Below are 15,871 nucleotides of genomic sequence, written 5' to 3'. Positions count from 1 at the left end.
TCAGCAGGGCGAGCCGTACTCGGTGCCGTACCAGACACTCCAGTTGGTGAAGTTGCGGGTCTCGCCACCCTTCAGCTCGTAGAGCCTCCACCGGACACACATGCCTTCTCTGTGGTCGTAGTCGCAGTAGCCCCAGCCATCGGCGGCCGGCAGTGCCCCGCAGAAGCGGTCTTTGCCGTAGTTGGTCTGCACATGGACGGCTGTCTTCCAGCCGTTGGCGATGTTGTCCTTGACCCACTGGACGTCGCCGTACCACTGGAAGCAGGTCTCGCCGAGGTACCACGCCCAGTGACGGCAGTTGTTGAAGTTGGGCGGGGCGCCCAACGTCGAGTAGACGGTCGGCGGCGCCACCGTCGCCGGGGTCGGATTGGTCAGCGACGCGGCGTCCAGGTCGTCGGCGTCGGCGTCGGCATCTGCCGCGGCCGCGATCGTGGTTCGCTGTGGAACGGCATCCTGCGCTGCGGTGGCCTCGGTCAAGCCTGCGGTCAGCAGCAGGAGTGCGCCAGCGGTGACGGCGAACATGCGGCGGAGTCTCATGAACTGCTCCTTCGGGGCGGAGGGATAGGCAGATTGGAGAGCCTATGTCCCGCCTGGTGGGCAGCGGGCGCAATAGCTGAGCAGTTCGTCAGTAACCTGAGGCCATGACTAATCAGGTGGCCATTCTCGGGGCCGGTGTGATGGGGGAGACGTTGCTGTCCGGGCTGATTCGGGCCGGACGGCGACCGGAGGAGCTCCTGATCACCGAGCGCCGGGAGGAGCGTGCCGCCGAGTTGCGCGAGCGGTACGGCGTCGACGTCGTGTCCAATGTGGACGCGGCGGCGAAGGCGGAGACCCTGGTGCTGGTGGTGAAGCCGCAGGACATGTCCGACCTGCTCAATGAGATCGCCCCGGCGGTCAGGGCGTCGCAGACCGTGGTGTCGATGGCCGCCGGTGTCACCACCGGCTTCATCGAGTCCCGGCTGCCGGAAGGCGTCGCCGTGGTCCGGGTGATGCCGAACACCCCGGCCCTGGTGGACGAGGGGATGGCGGCGATCTCCCGCGGCGCGCACTGCGACGAGAGCCACCTGGAGCTGGCAGAGAGCCTGCTGGCCGCGACCGGCCGGGTGGTCCGGGTGCCGGAGAAGCAGCAGGACGCGGTGACCGCGATCTCCGGGTCCGGTCCGGCGTACCTGTTCTTCGTGGTCGAGGCGATGATCGAGGCCGGTGTGCACATGGGCCTGCCGCGCGGCACCGCGACCGAGCTCGTCGTCCAGACCGTGGTCGGGTCCGCGAAGCTGCTGCGGGAGACGGGCGAGCACCCGACCGTGCTGCGCGAGCGGGTGACGTCCCCGGGCGGTACGACGGCGGCCGCCATCCGCGAGCTGGAGGACCACAAGGTCCGTGCGGCCTTCCTGTCGGCCATCGAAGCCGCCCGCAACCGCTCCCGAGACCTCGCCGCCGAGTAACACCCAGGCCTGAGCGGCCGTTATTGTTAGCGCCGCAGTTTCCTGCCTTCATCAAGGGATGAGTCGACTATGGTCCCGCCCATGGGTAATCGTTCGGTCGATCCGGCCGCCACGCCTGCGCCCGAGGAAGTGAGCGCCGTACCCGCGCGGGACGAGGGGCTGCCGAGTGCCGCCGTGCCGGAGCTGCCCTGGCGGGTGCCGCTGGATCCGGCGCCGTGGTGGGCGTGGGCGCTGTTCGTCACCCCGTTCATCGCCGTACCGGCGCTGAACTCCTGGCTCTGGATGGGCGCCCGCGACATGCTCGCCGTCGGCCTCCTCACGATCATCGGCGCGTCCGTCGTCCGGGTCGCCGGCGGCGTGGTGCTCTACCGGGTGATGCTGTTCCCCACCGGCGTCAAGGCCCGCACGAGCATGCTCATCCGCAGCCTCGCCTGGCAGGACGTCGACCGCATCGACGTCGGCGACGACCACGTCGTGCTGGTGCGCGGCCAGGACGAGAACGAGATCAACGGCATCCCCAAGGACCGCACCGCCGAAGTGGCCGCCGTCATGCAAGCCCTCCGCCACCAGGCCGCCAACACCCCCACCCGCCGCCACCGCCCCCGCCCGGGCATCGGCACCCTTCTCGTCCTCACCTACCTGATCGTCTCAGTAGGTGCTTTCCTCATCCGCTGGCAAATCGTCTAGGCCCTCGGCGGGGTCAGCGCTCGTTCCAAGGCCCTTCGCCGGTGACGTGGTCGATGGTGATGCGGGCGATCATGGCTTTGGCGAAGACGCCGTCGCCGTACGGGAAGTCGGGCTTTCCGAGGTAGCGCTGGGACAGCCTGTCCATCAGGGCTTTGTAGCCCGCGGGGATTCCGGGACCTTCCAGTACGGCGGTGCCGCGGAGGACCAGGTACTGGGTGAGGCCGCGCGGGCTGGTCTCGGTGTCTTGGACGACGAGAGTGACCCGGGGATCGCGCCGCAGGTTTCGGGTCTTGCGATGGGTTTGCTCGACGCCGATCAGCAACTGGTCGCCGTCGCGTTCCGCCCACACCAGGGAGGCTTGCGGCGAGCCGTCGGGGTCGAGGGTGATGACGGTGACGTTCTTCGGTTCGGTGAAGAGCCTGTGGGTGCTTTCCGGTAGTGCTGTCATGCGAGTGACGGTAGACAGCGTCGTGGGAACCTCTGGGTACCCTGGATGGCCGTGAGAGGAATCGATCCGGGGAACGTTTTTCTGGCCGACTGTCCGGCGCGGTTGGCGGTCGAGGTGATCGCCGACAAGTGGGCGGTGGTGGTGCTCTGGGGGCTGAACGACGGGCCCCGGCGGCACACCGAGTTGGTGACGTTGATCGGTGGGATCTCGAAGAAGGTGCTCACGCAGACGCTGCGCAGGCTGCAGGTGAACGGCCTGGTGCGGCGGCAGGACTTCGGCGGCGTGCCACCACGGGTGGAATACGAACTGACCGAGCTCGGCCGGACGTTGATGGGGCCGGTCCGCATGCTGACGACGTGGGCCGAGGACAACGGTGAGGCCGTGCTCGAGGCTCAGGAAAGCGGAACATAGGGTCGCGGTATGGACTTTTCTTTGTGGCCCGCTGCGTCCAGGACTTGGCCGGAAGTGCTCGAAGGAGCTGAGTACGCCGAGCGGACCGGATGGCATGGTGTCTGGATCGCCGACCACTTCATGCAGAACGGGGACGACCTGTCGGTGCCGGTCAACGAGTGTCTGGCGTTGCTCGCTGGCATCGCGGCGCGGACCGAGCGGGTCCGGGTCGGGTCGATGGTGCTCGGCAACACCTACCGTCATCCGGCGGTCGTCGCGAACCAGGCGGCGACGATCGATCAGATGAGCGCGGGCCGGTTCGTGCTCGGCATCGGGGCGGGCTGGCAGGTGAACGAGCACGAGGTGTACGGCATCGAGCTGCCGCCGGTGCGGGAACGGCTGGCCCGGTTCGAGGAGGCCTGCCAGGTCATCAAGGGCCTGCTCACCGAGGAGCGGACGACCTTCGACGGCAGGTACTACCAGCTCGCGGGCGCCCCGCTGGAGCCGAAGCCGGCCAAGCTCCCGATCATGATCGGCGCCGCCGGCGAAAAGGTTGCCCTAGGCATCGTTGCGAAGTACGCCGACGAGTGGAACCACTGGGGCCGGCCCGAGCTGGCCGCGCACAAGGGCGAGGTGTTCGCCGGCCACTGCGCGAAGATCGGCCGCGACCCGAAGACGGTACGCCGGTCCGCGCAGACCATCCTGGAGGTCGTCGTACCCGGGGACACCGAGGCGATCGAGCGCAAGGAGCGGCTCGAGGGCCGCGGGATGCACGTGATCATGGGGTCGGCGCAGCAGGTGCTCGACACCGTCGCGCAGTACCCGGCCGCCGGGATCGACGAACTCCTCGTACCGGACGCGTTCCTCGGCTCCGGCAACCGCCGCTTCGACGCCCTCGAACGCCTGCGGGAGGAAGTCCTAGCCAAGCTCTAGCGTCGCGACGACCGGCCAGTGATCGCTGGGCAACCGGCCGTCCGGACGGACGTGGGACACGGCCGCGTCGACCACCTTCCACCCCTCGGTGACCAGGATGTGGTCGATCCGGTCGCCGTCCTCCGCCCCGGTGAAGTCGTGCCAACTCCCACCGGCCTCGACGGGTACGGCGTACCGCAGACCGGCCGCCGTCAACGCCTTCAACGGCGGCGAGTCCGGTGCCGCGTTCAGGTCGCCCATCACGATCCACGGCAGCGCGCCGGTGATCCAGTGGGCGATCAACCGCGACGACTGCACCTGGGCGACCTCGCCGGCGTGGTCGTAGTGGGTGTTCGCGACGCCGATCGTCGTACCGTTCAGGTGCCGCAACCAGACCAGCGTCGCGATCCGGGTCAGGTCCGCGTCCCAGCCGACGGAGCCCGGCGTACCCGGGTCGTCGGACAGCCAGCGGGTCTCGTGTTTTTCCAGCTTCCAGTCGCCCGGCCGGACCAGGACGACGGAGTGCTCACCCGCGCTCATCCCGTCGTCCCGGCCCACGCCGACGATCTCGTACCGTGGGAACCGCCAGCGCAGATACTCGAGCTGGTCGGGCAGCACTTCCTGCAGCCCGACCACGTCGGCGTCCAGTTGCTCGATCGCCGCCACCGTCGCATTCCGCCGTACCGGCCAGGCGTTGTCGCCATCCGGAGCGGAGGAGTTGCGGATGTTGAACGTGGCGGCGCGAATCCTCATGGCGCCGATCCTGCCAAACCCATCGCGTGCACTGCCGCCCGGAGTCGCGGCGTACTCGCCTCGATCGCCCGGTCCCGGCCCTGCGCGAGCAGCCCGTCGATCGCGGCCGGGTCGGTCGCCAGTCGCGCGTACTCCTTCTGCAGCGGTTCGATCACCGCCAGCACGGCGTCGGCCACGTCCTCTTTCAACGCGCCGTACGACGAGTACGCCTTCGCCAGCTGGACCGGGTCGCCGTCGGTACAGGCGGCCAGGATCTCGAGCAGGTTGGTGACGCCCGGCTTGGCAGCCTCGTCGTGCCGGACCTCGTTCTCCGAGTCCGTCACGGCCCGCATGATCTGCCGCCGGATCACGTCCGGCGGGTCGAGCAGCCGGATCGTCCCGATCGCGTCGTCGGTGTCGGACTTGCTCATCTTGGTGGTCGGGTTGGCCAGGTCCTTGATCCGCATCGCCAGCGCCGCCTTCGCCAGCTGCGGTACGACGAAGGTCTCGCCGTACTCGCGGTTGAACCGGATCGCGATGTCCCTGGCCAGCTCGACATGCTGGTCCTGGTCACCGCCGACCGGGACCTGTTCCGTGCCGTACAGCAGGATGTCCGCCGCCATCAGGCACGGGTAGGTGAACAGCGAGGCCCGCGTCATCGGCCGGCCGTTGCCCTTCTCCTTGTACTGGATCATCCGGGACAGTTCGCCGACGTACGACGTGCACTCGAGCAAGTAGGCGAGCTGGGCGTGCGCGGGGACGTCGGACTGGATGAACACGGTGCCTTCGGGGACCCCGGCCGCGAGCATCAGGGTCGCGAACTCCCGGGTCAGGGCGGCGAGTCTTCGCGGGTCGTGCCTGGTCGTCATCGCGTGCAGGTTCGCGACGAAGTAGAACCCTTCCGGGTCGGTGAACCGGCGCAAAGCACCGAGGTGGTTGCCCAGCGTCAGCCGGCCGGACGGGGTGATGCCGGATAGCGATGTCATGTCAGAGCCTTTCGGTGTGTGAGGCCCCACCGAGAGAGGACATGAAAAAGGCCGCCTCGGCGGAGACGGCCTCGTGGATGCGTGTGAACACGCCGGGGGACCGCCCTAGGCGGCCCACCACAGCTGCAAGTTCGTGTTCACGCGACCAGAGTAGCCGGAGCGCGGAAGCCCGCGCCAGCCCGGTTATCGCTGCGTGAGCGCCTGGACGATCAGCTCGTTGCGGGCGTCCTGGCCGAGCGGCACCGAGGGGTGTACGCCGTCGCGGAGGTAGTTGGCCAGGCGGTACGGCTTGATCCAGAGCCACTCGGCCCAGCGGATGATCCGCAGGTTCGGGTACTTCTCCTGCGCGTCGTACAGCTGCATGTTGAGCCAGGCGCTGTTGCGCTGGTCGGCGAGCTGTACGGCCGCGGTCTGGGCCTTGCGGACGACCTGGAGGTTGACCCAGTACAGCGTCCGGGTCGGGCCGACGATGCTGATCGCCCGGTCGACCTGCGCCGCGAACTTCGGCGGGTCGAAGATGTCGTTCGACCCGCTCGCCATCAGGATCCGCCGCGGCAGGCCGTACGTCGACGCCCACTGCTGCAGCGCGTCGACCGCGCCGTAGGTGGGCCGGCTGGACCAGTTGTGCACGGCCAGCTGGCTGCCGTCGCGGTTCAGCAGCCGGGTGGCCAGCGACTTCCCGTCCTGGACGGAGATGCTGTCGCCGAACATGTACACGCCGTTGGTCTCACGGACGCGCTGGATCTGCGCCGCGGTCGAGATGGCCCGGGTCGCGTTGGCCCAGGAACCGAGTACGCCGGAGCCGTAGAGCCCACCGTCCGTGGCTGCCGCCTCGGTGGTGGTTGCGGTGGAGACGACCACGGTCGAGGCAGCCACCGCGGCCCCCGCCGTGAAGATCTGCCGTCGATTGGGTCTCATCGAGGTCACGGACTTCGTCACGTGACGGAACTGTGAGGCCTGACTGCTACTCAGCGCAAGTCGGATCTCAAACGTTGCAACAAGCTGCCTGCCGACATGGGAAAACCGCACACACTACAGGACTAGACCACGGGTGTAACCCTCCGCAACCGAATCGCGTCCTGACTTGCAGGTTCCTGCAAGTTCTGTAACGCCTTGCAGTCCTGGACCGATAGACCGGCTGCAGGGGCCCCATCTGTAACTCCCAGTAGCCACAGCTTTGTCCGGCCTGACCGACCCGCCTGCGCGGGGCCGGCCCCGACCGGCCCGGCCGTCGGGTGGGTCCCCTGCGGAAGTGGCCGGCGCGGCCTAGGAGGGGTGCCGCGCCGCCCCTTCCCACAGCCCCTCGTTTCCACCGCCCTCGCAAAACGGTTCGAGCTCGCCGTCGTCGGTGGGTGAGGATGCCCGTATGACGCTGAGTGTGCGCCGGCTGGGTGAGGACGACTGGGCTGGGTTGCGGGAGGTGCGGTTGCGGGCGTTGCTGGACGCGCCGGAGTCGTTCTACACGACGTACCAGGACTCGGTCGCGTTGCTGGAGGCGGACTGGCGCGCGCGGCTTCGGGCCACCGACAAGGTGACTCTGCTGGCTGAGGTCGACGGGCGTCCGGCGGGGATGGTCATTGGTGCGCCCGCCAGCGAGGAGGAGCGTGATCCTGACGCTGCCCTGATGCTCGCGATGTGGGTGGCGCCGGAATCCCGCGGCCGCGGGGTCGCCGACGCGCTCACCAAAGAGTTGCTCGCGTGGTCCAGGGAGCAGTCGTTCAAACGGCTTCTGCTCTGGGTGTACGACGCCGCACCGCGAGCGGCGGCCTTCTACCGCCGGGCCGGCTTCCTGCCGACTGGCCGTATCGAGACCTTCGGCGACCCCGATCGCCGGCTCACTTTGATGGCCCAGACACTGTAGTCACGCTCTGCGCAGCGGGGCGAGGGCCGCGGATCGCGGCTAAGGTCGGGGCATGAGCGGTGAGGCGATGCTGGTCTTCGACGACGGTTTGACGGCGTACGACTTCGGCCACGGTCACCCGATGAGTCCGATCCGGGTGGACCTGACGGTGCGCCTGGCCCGGGCCCTCGGCGTCCTCGATCAACTGAAGGTCGTGCCGGCCCCGATCGCCGACGACGCACTGATCGGGACCGTGCACACCGCCGAGTACATCGCGGCGGTCAAACGGGCGGGCGAGGAGCCCGATCAACCCGATCAGGCCCACGGGCTCGGCACCGACGACACCTACTGCTTCGCCAACATGCACGAGGCCTCCGCGCACGTGGTCGGCGCCTCCGTCGAGGCGGCCCGAGCGGTCTGGGAGGGCGACGTACTGCACGCCGCCAACATCTCCGGCGGTCTGCACCACGCGATGCCTGACGCCGCAAGCGGTTTCTGTGTCTACAACGATCCCGCCATCGCGATCCAGTGGCTGCTCGACCACGGCGCCGAGCGGGTCGCGTACGTCGACGTCGACGTGCACCACGGGGACGGCGTACAGACGGTGTTCTACGACGACCCTCGCGTGCTGACGGTGAGCCTCCACGAGTCACCCACCACGCTGTTCCCGGGGACCGGGAGCGCCGGTGAGACGGGCGGACCCGGCGCGGAGGGTACGGCGGTCAACATCCCGCTGCCGCCGGGGACGGGCGATGCCGGCTGGTTGCGGGCCTTCCACGCGATCGTGCCGGATGTGGTGAAGGCGTTCCGGCCGTCGGTCATGGTCACCCAGCACGGGTGCGACTCACATGTCGAGGATCCCCTGGCCCACTTGACGAAATCGGTCGACGGGCAGCGGGCGGCGTACCTGGCCCTGCATGATCTCGCGCACGAGGTCGCCGACGGCAAGTGGATCGCCACTGGAGGTGGCGGGTACGCGATCGTCGACGTCGTGCCGCGGGCCTGGACGCACCTGCTCGCGATCGTCGCGGGCAACCCGATCGACCCGCTGACGCCGGTGCCGGAGTCGTGGCGGGAGGACGTCCGGATCCGGTACGCCCGGGTCGCGCCGCTGCGGATGACGGACGGCCGGGACGCGTCGTACACGGACTGGTCGACCGGCTACAACCCGGACACCTGGCTGGACCGCTCGATCAAGGCGACCCGCGACATCAGTTTCCCACTCTTGGGACTCGACCCGTCATATTGAGTCACACGAGACACCCTCTTTCCCATTCGTACCAACAGCCACTACGCTCGTTACATGCACGGGCGGAGGTGCCGGAGGGGAAGCCGGCGCACGATCCGTGCTGGAAGTGCGGTGCGCAATGGCATCAAAGAAGTCCGGTGGTGAGCAGCCGCTCGCCGAGGTGAAGTTCCTGACCGTGGCGGAGGTCGCCACGGCCATGCGCGTGTCCAAGATGACGGTGTACCGGTTGGTGCACTCCGGTGAGCTGCCCGCGGTGCGGGTGGGTCGTTCGTTCCGGGTCTCCGAGGACGCCGTGCACGACTACCTCAAAGGCGCCTACTTTCAAGCCGGATAACCACGAGATGCGAGGCGGCCGGACCCGTTCAGGGCCCGGCCGCCTCGCTACGTCCTGAACAGGTCACGCAACGCGGCGGAGGCCTGCTTGATCGTGTCCGCCGGGATGCCGGCCCAGAGTTCGTCGTGAGCGGCGGAGTTGGCCTTGACCGCCTGCTCGGCGAGTGCACGCCCCTGCTCGGTGAGGCGGATCTGGGTGCCGCGACCGTCGTCCGGATCCGGTTCGCGGACGACGAGACCGCGCCGGACCAGCTGATTCGTCACGTTGCTGGTGCCGCCGGAGGACAGCAGCAGGCTGCGGCTCAGATCGGACGGCTTCTGCCGGTACGGCGCTCCTGACCGGCGCAGCGAGACGATCACGTCGAACTCGGCGGTGGTGAGCCCGAGATCGCGCAGCACCCGCCGGGTCGCCTCGTTCAGCTCGGCCGCGAGCAGCATGATCCGCTTGGTCAGCTCACTCGTCGGATAGAGCGCCTCCGGCAACTCCCGCTGCCACGACGCGATCAGCCGGTCCACCGGATCACCCGCACCCACCAACCCACCTCCGCCCCACTCGCCGCCGCGTCCTCTTGGCGCCTCACTGGCAGGTTGTCGCGCCGATGACGGGTTACAACGCGACATCGGTCACACAACCCGCCAGCCGCGGCCAGAGCTGCGCCTGTTGACAGTGTAAGTGGCTTTGGTGATAGCTTTCTTTAAAGCTTTCTAGTGAGGAGAAATGATGAGGACTGTGCTGCGCGGTGGACTGGTGATCGACACCGAGCCTGAGGTGGTGGCCCGGCCGGAGACCGACGTACTGATCGAGGACGGGCGGATCGTCGCCGTCGGGCCGAACCTGATCGCGGATCCGGCCGCGGCTGAGGTGGAAGTGATCGACGCGACCGAGCGGATCGTGCTGCCGGGCTTCGTGGACACCCACCGGCATCTGTGGGAGACGGCGCTGCGCGGGGTCGCGGTCGACGCGGATCTCGGCGTCTACCTGGAGCAGGTGCTCGGCCGGTACGGCGCCCGCTACCGTCCCGAAGATGTTGCGTCAGGCAACCTTGTCGGTGCGCTGGAGTGCCTGGACGCCGGTATCACGACGGTCCAGGACTTCTCGCATGTGCAGCTGTCCGAGGCGCACACCGATGCCGCGCTCGATGCCTTGCGGACCGCCGGGATCCGCACCGTCTTCGGCTACGGGCCGTCGCCGTTGAGCGGTGCCGCGGTGAACGCGGACGGTCTGCGCCGGGTCCTGGACCGGTCGTCGGAGCGGATCCGATTCGCCGTGGCCGCGATCGGGCCCTCGTTCTCGCCCCTCGAGATCGTCCGGGCCGACTGGGAGCTGGCCGACTCCCTCGAGCTGCCGGTCGTGGTCCACATCAGCAGCAGTGCGATCGCGGTGGATCCGATCACCCGACTGCGGGATGCCGGTCTGCTGCGGCCGAACACCCTCTACGTGCACGGCAACGACCTGCCCGACTCCGAGCTGAAGCTCATCGCCGACTCCGGCGCCGCCGTCGCGACAACTCCGTCCGTCGAGGCGCGCATGGAGATGGGCCGACCGCTGGCGCCCCGGCTGCGGTCGGCCGGGGTGAGCCTCAGCCTCGGTGTCGACGCGGTGACGACGGTGGCCGGCGACATGTTCGGCGCGATGCGCGAACTCCTCGCCCTTGGCTACACAACGTTCACGGCGGCCGAGGTGCTGCGGATCGCCACGGTGGACGGTGCCCGCGCCCTCGGTCTGACCGACGTGGGTTCGCTTGCCGTCGGCAACCAGGCTGATCTCGCGCTGCTCCGACGTACCGACGTCAACCTGGCCGGTGGTCTGCACGACCCGGTCGCGACTGTCGTCACCGCGGCCCACCCGGGCAACGTGGACACCGTTCTGGTCGGAGGTACGCCGGTGAAGCGCGATGGCAAACTGCTCAGTGCGGCGTTGCCCGGGGCTCTAGACGCACTAGCCGACTCCGTTGCCCACCTGACCTCACCGCTTCAGTAGCGCGCGGATGGCGGTCGTGATCTCCTCGGGAGCTTCCTCCGCCATGAAGTGACCGGCTGTTGTCGTCTGGTGCTGGAGGTCGGTGGACCACGCCTGCCACCGGGCGGCCGCGTCGAAACCCAGCGCCGCGCCCCAGTCCTGCTGGATCACGGTCACCGGCATCCGCAGCTTGTTGCCGGCGGCAAGATCTTCCTGGTCGTGGTCGACGTCGACGGTGGCGGAGGCCCGGTAGTCGGCCACGATCGACGGTACGGCGGCGCGGCAGGCGTCCAGGTAGGCCGCGCGTACGTCGGCCGGAATCGCGGAGCCGTCGTTCGCCCAGAGAGTCAGAAAATGGCCGAAGAACGTGTCCGCGCTGGCGGTGATCATCGTCTCGGCCAGCCCGGGCGGTTGCGCCATCAGATACAGGTGGAAGCCGATGGCGGCGCTGGTCCCGCGCATCATGTCCCACATGTCGAGGGTCGGCAGTACGTCGAGGCACATCAGGTGGGTGACCACGTCCGGATGGTCGAGACCGGCCCGGAAGGCGACGAGTGCGCCCCGGTCGTGGCCGGCCAGGGCGAAGGTCGAGTGGCCGAGCTCGCGCGCCACCGCGACGATGTCGGCCGCCATCGCCCGCTTCGAGTACTCGTCGGCCGGTTTGTCGCTCGAGCCGTAGCCGCGGAGGTCGGGGCAGATGACGGTGTGGTCGGCGGCCAGGTCGGTGGCGACGTGGCGCCACATCAGGTGCGTCTGCGGGAATCCGTGCAGCAGCACGATCGGCGTGCCCGAGCCGCCGACCGCCACGTTCAGCGAGACACCTCCCGCGCCGGGGAGGCGGTGGTATTCGAATCCGTTGATCTCCATGACGGTCAGCCTCCGCGACGCCGATGAGCGTTGGATGAGTACCGTGGGCGGGTGGAGTTCGGGGTGCTCGGGGCGGTGATGGCCTGGGATGACGACGGGCATCCGGTCGTCCTGAAGGGTCCGCGGCATCGGGCGGTGCTGGCCCGGCTGATCGTTGCCCGCGGCCGCGTCGTACCCGCGACTCGGTTGGTGGATGACCTGTGGATCGACCCGCCTGATGGCGCGTTGAGCGCCGTACGGACCTTCGTTGCCGCGCTGCGCCGCGCACTGGAACCGGAACGGACACCGCGTACGCCGGCTCGGCTGCTGGTGACCGAGGGACCCGGATACGCCTTGAGAACGGATGCAGTCGACGCATGGCGGTTCGAGAAGGCAGTAGCCGCCACACTGCCGGCGGATGAGCTGTTGCCCGTGCTGACCGAGGGCTTGGCGTTGTGGCGCGGTCCGGCGTACGCCGACTTCGCGGACGAGGACTGGGCGCAGGGGGAGCGCTCACGGCTCAACGAGTTGCGGCTGCGAGCCGTGGAGCGACAGGCCGAGGCGCGACTCGCGCTAGGCCTTGCAGCTGAGGCTGTGCCCGAGCTGGACGCCCATGTGACCGAGCATCCATGGCGGGAACAGGCGTGGCGGCTGCTGGCCCTCGCGCTCTACCGCACTGGTCGCCAAGGCGATGCTCTAGCCGTACTACGCCGTGCCCGCTCGATGCTGATCGACCAGCTCGGTGTGGATCCAGGTGCTGCGTTGAGCCGCCTGGAGACCGACATACTCAACCAGGCCGAGCACTTGGAACGCGTATCGGCAGGACGCGTGTGGGAGGAGGCGGCCGCGGCTTACGACCGCACTGTCGGTGCCGGCGCGCGAGCGCGGCTGGAGTCGACGGTGGGGTTGCTGCGCAACCTGGCGGTGACCGGAGGCGGTGGACTCGAGGCTGCACGCCGCCACCGACTCGCAGCCGTCACTGCGGCCGAGGAGCTCGGTGATCCCGAGCTGACCGCGAGAGTCATCGGGGCGTACGACGTACCGGCGATTTGGACTCGGTCGGACGATGAGGCTCAGGCTGCTGCGATCGTTGCGGCCGCGGAGCGAACCTTGCCGACCCAGCAGCATCCGGCGGCCCGGGCTCGGCTCCTCGCCACGATCGCACTGGAGTCGCGTGGATCCACGGCTCCCCGCGCCTTGGCGGCGGCTCGCGAGGCCGAGAAGATCGCCCGCGGGCTGGACGACCCGGGACTCCTCGGGTTCGCGCTCAACGGTGTGTTCATGCAGACCTGTTACCGAGCCGGCCTCGCAGCCCAACGCGATGCGATCGGAGCAGAGCTGATCGACCTGTCTGAGCGGCACGGGTTGCTCACCTGGGAGGTACTCGGCCATCTGATCCGTCTGCAAACTTGCAGTGCCCTCGACGACTTCCCGTCAGCCGACCACCACGCAGCGGCCGTCGACGCACTTGCGACGAGCCATGAGCTCCCATTGGTAGGCGTATTCACCGCCTGGTACCGCGCCATGCGCCGGGACACGTCAGACGCCTACCGCCACGCAGCCACGCTCCTGGACGGCGCCGGCATGCCAGGCCTGCAGGAGGGCCTCCTGCCCTTAGCGCTCGCCTGTCACCACGTGCGACGCGGACAGCCGGTGGCCGACGTCGACTACGGGCCGTACGACCCCTGGACCCGGCCACTCGTGCTGCTGTCGCAGGACCGGAGAGCCCAAGCAGCACAGGCTTTGCGGGACACACCGGAGCCTCCGCCGGGTCTTCTGCTGGAAGCGCTCTGGTGCCTGACCGCCCACGCGGCCAGGGCGCTGGACCACCAGCAGTCGCTGGCCCGGGCGAGAGCCGCTCTGACCCCGGCCGCCGCGGAGCACGCCGCCGGCTCAGCCCTACTGACTCTCGGCCCGGTCGCCGACTACCTCTAGCTCGTCGACCGCTTCCGCGCCCGGTACGCGCGGGCCTTCATCTTGTTTCCGCAGGTCTCCATGGCGCACCACTCCCGGCGTCCGCCGCGCGATCGGTCCAAGTAGACCTGGGTGCACTCGGGACGACTGCACTCCTTCAGCAGGTCGGCATCTGAGCCGCCGAGGATCGCGATGGCATCACGTGCGATCGAAGAGAGCGCCTGCTCAGCGGTGGCCTCGATACGGCGACCAGCGGCCGTGAGCTGGGGGATCGCGGCCGGGCCGCGCGCCACCTTGTTCAGCAGGTCCATCGCATAGTCGTCGTACTCGCTGCCGAACAGTCGCGCCGCCACCAGCGAGTAGATCGCCTCCCGCACTGCGATCGCCGCGTGGAGGTCCGACGGGCCGCACTGGGTGTCGCCGTCGACGATGCCGGACTCACGCAGCCACGACTGCAGGCTCGCCGGCACGCGCAGCGTCTCGCGTGGTACGTCGTTGCGCCGAGCCTTCAGCGTGCCGACGAAGTCGAGCGCGGTGTCGCCACATGGGAAGGAATGCTCCACGTCACCAGTTTGACAGGTGACGCAACGCTGTCCAACGACGCCACAAGTTGCGTCAGAGGTTGTCGGGGGAGCCGGTCTCGGATTTCCGGTCGGCGGCCGTCCGGAGCTCGTGATGCGACTGATGTGCCGTCGTCCGGTAGGCCTCGTCGTGGGCTGCCAACGCCCCGGCGACCGCGGAGCCGTGACCATGCCGCTTGGCCCACGCGGCGAACCACGCCAGCGCGGACACCACGACCGCGAGTCCACCGAGAAACAGGACATAAGCCATCTGAGCAGGCTACCCGCGGGGCGAAATCCACGTTCCCAGGAAGCTCCCAGGGAGCTCACAGGGCGGCTGCAGTGCGGGCGGTGAGGATTGAGTCATCGCCGGGAAGGAGTCCCGGCCACAGACCCCCAGGGAGCACCTGATGCGCACGAAGATCGTGAAGACCGTTGCCACCGGCACCATTGTCAGCCTGGGCTTCGCCGCCGTCGCCTTCACCCCGGCCGCCTACGCCGGCACCCCGTCCGGCCAGTCCGCCACGGCCCGGCCCGCGGTCGGCCCTCACCTGGCCGTCCTGACCGACCCGATCGTCCAGATCCCGGTCCGCAAAGCCGCGTGATCGCGCAGGCGCTCAGCTCAGGGCGGGGCGGCGGGCGCGGACAGCCAGGGTGTGCGGGACGTGGACGTCGCCGGGCTCTTCGAAGCGTTCAAGGGTGAGGCCGGTAGTGAGGAAGGCGTTCAGGTAGTCGGCGAGGGTGATGTGGTGCATTCCGACGCGGCGCCGGATCCCGTCGTCGCCCCAGTAGGGCGACTCCTCGTGCCAGCCTGATCGGCGGTAGGAAGGATGAACGAGCCGGCTGCCATCCTCGTTCCACTCGACATGCGGCCCGTTGAAGCACGGGTGTACGCCGTACGCGACCAGCACGCCGTCCGGCCGGAGCACTCGGGTCGCCTCGCGGACGACCTTGCCGAAGTCCTCCACGTCGGTGGAGATCCACATCACCATCACGGTGTCGAAGGACGCGTCGGCGAACGGGAGTACGCCGGCGTCCGCGACCATCAGCGGACCGTCCGTGCGGGTGCGGGCCACCCGGAGCTGGTCGGCGGAGTAGTCCAGGCCGACGACCGTGCGGCCGGTCGCGCGGATGGTCTCGAAGTTGCGGCCGGTGCCGCAGCCGATGTCCAGGCAGGGCCCCGAACCGGGACCGAGGAGGTCGAGCAGGCCGGGCTGATGCGGCTCCGCGCCGACGACGAACCGGGCGTCGTACCAGTCGGCCAATCCGTCGTACCGAGCCGTCGTACCAGTGCTCATCGCGCCTCCCCAGGTCAGGCCACCAGCCTACCCAGCCGCCCGCTTTAGGTTCAGCAGCACGCCTACGGGTAAGCTTTGCCGACGTTCTCTTTAGGTTTGGAAGGTCCACTGTGGGTTCGGTTATCAAGAAGCGCCGTAAGCGGATGGCGAAGAAGAAGCACCGCAAGCTGCTGAAGAAGACGCGGGTTCAGCGCCGCAAGCTCGGCAAGTAGGCAGTTCCCGCCGCGCCGTCCTCCGGCGCGGCGTGTTGTGGGGTTGCTGTCTGGCTGGG

Annotated in this window: 21 protein-coding genes; 11 read left to right on the top strand and 10 right to left on the bottom strand. The window is 68.8% G+C overall.

What is annotated here, in order from left to right; genetic code table 11:
- Entirely contained in the window at window positions 1-537 is a 537-nt protein-coding gene (locus AB0F43_RS35850; protein WP_360487530.1) for a hypothetical protein, read from the bottom strand.
- A gap of 104 nt (window positions 538-641) precedes the next feature.
- On the opposite strand from AB0F43_RS35850, the gene proC reads away from it, so the two are divergent.
- Both proC and AB0F43_RS35840 read left to right on the top strand, forming a co-directional pair.
- Window positions 642-1,445 (top strand): pyrroline-5-carboxylate reductase, encoded by an 804-nt coding sequence (gene proC, locus AB0F43_RS35845; RefSeq protein WP_360487527.1) that lies wholly within the window; start codon window positions 642-644, stop codon window positions 1,443-1,445.
- Between the two features lie 81 nt (window positions 1,446-1,526).
- Window positions 1,527-2,132, top strand: a complete 606-nt coding sequence (locus AB0F43_RS35840) for a hypothetical protein (RefSeq protein WP_360487524.1) — start codon at window positions 1,527-1,529, stop codon at window positions 2,130-2,132.
- Between the two features lie 13 nt (window positions 2,133-2,145).
- Here the strand turns inward: AB0F43_RS35840 and AB0F43_RS35835 are convergent, their stop codons facing one another.
- Complete coding sequence (locus AB0F43_RS35835; RefSeq protein WP_360487521.1) at window positions 2,146-2,580, bottom strand: TIGR03618 family F420-dependent PPOX class oxidoreductase; 435 nt, start codon at window positions 2,578-2,580, stop codon at window positions 2,146-2,148.
- 51 nt (window positions 2,581-2,631) lie between these two features.
- Here AB0F43_RS35835 and AB0F43_RS35830 point away from each other — a divergent pair, with 51 nt between their 5' ends.
- Together AB0F43_RS35830 and AB0F43_RS35825 are read left to right on the top strand one after the other, a co-directional pair.
- Window positions 2,632-2,991: a helix-turn-helix domain-containing protein gene (locus tag AB0F43_RS35830; protein WP_360487516.1), complete on the top strand. Its 360-nt coding sequence runs from the start codon at window positions 2,632-2,634 to the stop codon at window positions 2,989-2,991.
- A gap of 9 nt (window positions 2,992-3,000) precedes the next feature.
- Window positions 3,001-3,903, top strand: coding sequence for a TIGR03560 family F420-dependent LLM class oxidoreductase (locus AB0F43_RS35825; RefSeq protein ID WP_360487513.1), 903 nt, complete (start codon window positions 3,001-3,003; stop codon window positions 3,901-3,903).
- On the opposite strand, the gene AB0F43_RS35820 is transcribed toward AB0F43_RS35825, so the two are convergent.
- The 3 genes from AB0F43_RS35820 to AB0F43_RS35810 form a co-directional block, all read right to left on the bottom strand.
- A complete protein-coding gene (locus tag AB0F43_RS35820; protein WP_360487510.1) occupies window positions 3,889-4,635 on the bottom strand; it encodes an endonuclease/exonuclease/phosphatase family protein in 747 nt (248 codons plus the stop codon). The two genes, AB0F43_RS35825 and AB0F43_RS35820, sit on opposite strands and share 15 nt — an antisense overlap.
- On the bottom strand, window positions 4,632-5,600 hold the full coding sequence (trpS, locus tag AB0F43_RS35815; RefSeq protein ID WP_360487507.1) for a tryptophan--tRNA ligase: 969 nt from the start codon (window positions 5,598-5,600) through the stop codon (window positions 4,632-4,634). The genes AB0F43_RS35820 and trpS overlap by 4 nt, the downstream gene beginning before the upstream one ends.
- 183 nt (window positions 5,601-5,783) lie before the next feature.
- Window positions 5,784-6,539: a hypothetical protein gene (locus tag AB0F43_RS35810; RefSeq protein ID WP_360487504.1), complete on the bottom strand. Its 756-nt coding sequence runs from the start codon at window positions 6,537-6,539 to the stop codon at window positions 5,784-5,786.
- A 427-nt stretch (window positions 6,540-6,966) separates the two neighbouring features.
- Between AB0F43_RS35810 and AB0F43_RS35805 the strand changes: the two genes are divergently transcribed.
- The 3 genes from AB0F43_RS35805 to AB0F43_RS35795 all read left to right on the top strand — a co-directional run bounded on the left by AB0F43_RS35805 (window position 6,967) and on the right by AB0F43_RS35795 (window position 9,023).
- Window positions 6,967-7,461, top strand: coding sequence for a GNAT family N-acetyltransferase (locus AB0F43_RS35805; protein ID WP_360487501.1), 495 nt, complete (start codon window positions 6,967-6,969; stop codon window positions 7,459-7,461).
- 52 nt (window positions 7,462-7,513) lie between these two features.
- On the top strand, window positions 7,514-8,689 hold the full coding sequence (locus AB0F43_RS35800) for an acetoin utilization protein AcuC (protein ID WP_360487499.1): 1,176 nt from the start codon (window positions 7,514-7,516) through the stop codon (window positions 8,687-8,689).
- 118 nt (window positions 8,690-8,807) lie between these two features.
- The gene (locus AB0F43_RS35795; RefSeq protein ID WP_132209923.1) at window positions 8,808-9,023 is read left to right on the top strand and encodes a helix-turn-helix domain-containing protein; all 216 of its coding nucleotides are present in this window, start codon (window positions 8,808-8,810) and stop codon (window positions 9,021-9,023) included.
- A 47-nt stretch (window positions 9,024-9,070) separates the two neighbouring features.
- Here the strand turns inward: AB0F43_RS35795 and AB0F43_RS35790 are convergent, their stop codons facing one another.
- Complete coding sequence (locus AB0F43_RS35790) at window positions 9,071-9,556, bottom strand: MarR family transcriptional regulator (protein WP_360487496.1); 486 nt, start codon at window positions 9,554-9,556, stop codon at window positions 9,071-9,073.
- Window positions 9,557-9,740: 184 nt separating this feature from the next.
- On the opposite strand from AB0F43_RS35790, the gene AB0F43_RS35785 reads away from it, so the two are divergent.
- On the top strand, window positions 9,741-11,003 hold the full coding sequence (locus AB0F43_RS35785) for an amidohydrolase family protein (protein WP_360487493.1): 1,263 nt from the start codon (window positions 9,741-9,743) through the stop codon (window positions 11,001-11,003).
- On the opposite strand, the gene AB0F43_RS35780 is transcribed toward AB0F43_RS35785, so the two are convergent.
- Window positions 10,989-11,849, bottom strand: a complete 861-nt coding sequence (locus AB0F43_RS35780; RefSeq protein ID WP_360487491.1) for an alpha/beta hydrolase — start codon at window positions 11,847-11,849, stop codon at window positions 10,989-10,991. The genes AB0F43_RS35785 and AB0F43_RS35780 overlap by 15 nt on opposite strands.
- Window positions 11,850-11,900: 51 nt before the next feature.
- Between AB0F43_RS35780 and AB0F43_RS35775 the strand changes: the two genes are divergently transcribed.
- Window positions 11,901-13,763, top strand: a complete 1,863-nt coding sequence (locus tag AB0F43_RS35775) for a BTAD domain-containing putative transcriptional regulator (RefSeq protein WP_360487488.1) — start codon at window positions 11,901-11,903, stop codon at window positions 13,761-13,763.
- Here the strand turns inward: AB0F43_RS35775 and AB0F43_RS35770 are convergent.
- Together AB0F43_RS35770 and AB0F43_RS35765 are read right to left on the bottom strand one after the other, a co-directional pair.
- Window positions 13,760-14,305 carry an ABATE domain-containing protein gene (locus tag AB0F43_RS35770; RefSeq protein ID WP_360487487.1) on the bottom strand — a complete coding sequence of 182 codons (546 nt, stop codon included), beginning with the start codon at window positions 14,303-14,305 and terminating at the stop codon, window positions 13,760-13,762. The genes AB0F43_RS35775 and AB0F43_RS35770 overlap by 4 nt on opposite strands.
- Before the next feature lie 52 nt (window positions 14,306-14,357).
- On the bottom strand, window positions 14,358-14,573 hold the full coding sequence (locus AB0F43_RS35765) for a hypothetical protein (protein ID WP_360487484.1): 216 nt from the start codon (window positions 14,571-14,573) through the stop codon (window positions 14,358-14,360).
- A 139-nt stretch (window positions 14,574-14,712) separates the two neighbouring features.
- On the opposite strand from AB0F43_RS35765, the gene AB0F43_RS35760 reads away from it, so the two are divergent.
- Window positions 14,713-14,907, top strand: coding sequence for a hypothetical protein (locus AB0F43_RS35760; RefSeq protein WP_360487481.1), 195 nt, complete (start codon window positions 14,713-14,715; stop codon window positions 14,905-14,907).
- A 12-nt stretch (window positions 14,908-14,919) separates the two neighbouring features.
- Here AB0F43_RS35760 and AB0F43_RS35755 read toward each other — a convergent pair whose 3' ends face one another.
- Window positions 14,920-15,600 carry a class I SAM-dependent methyltransferase gene (locus AB0F43_RS35755; protein WP_360487478.1) on the bottom strand — a complete coding sequence of 227 codons (681 nt, stop codon included), beginning with the start codon at window positions 15,598-15,600 and terminating at the stop codon, window positions 14,920-14,922.
- Window positions 15,601-15,710: 110 nt separating this feature from the next.
- On the opposite strand from AB0F43_RS35755, the gene AB0F43_RS35750 reads away from it, so the two are divergent.
- Window positions 15,711-15,812, top strand: a complete 102-nt coding sequence (locus tag AB0F43_RS35750) for an AURKAIP1/COX24 domain-containing protein (protein ID WP_008356322.1) — start codon at window positions 15,711-15,713, stop codon at window positions 15,810-15,812.
- The last annotated feature ends 59 nt before the right edge of the window (window positions 15,813-15,871 follow it).

The sequence above is a fragment of the Kribbella sp. NPDC023972 genome (assembly GCF_040639075.1).
Classification (GTDB): Bacteria; Actinomycetota; Actinomycetes; order Propionibacteriales; family Kribbellaceae; genus Kribbella.
This window is presented reverse-complemented; position numbering and strand designations above follow the sequence as displayed.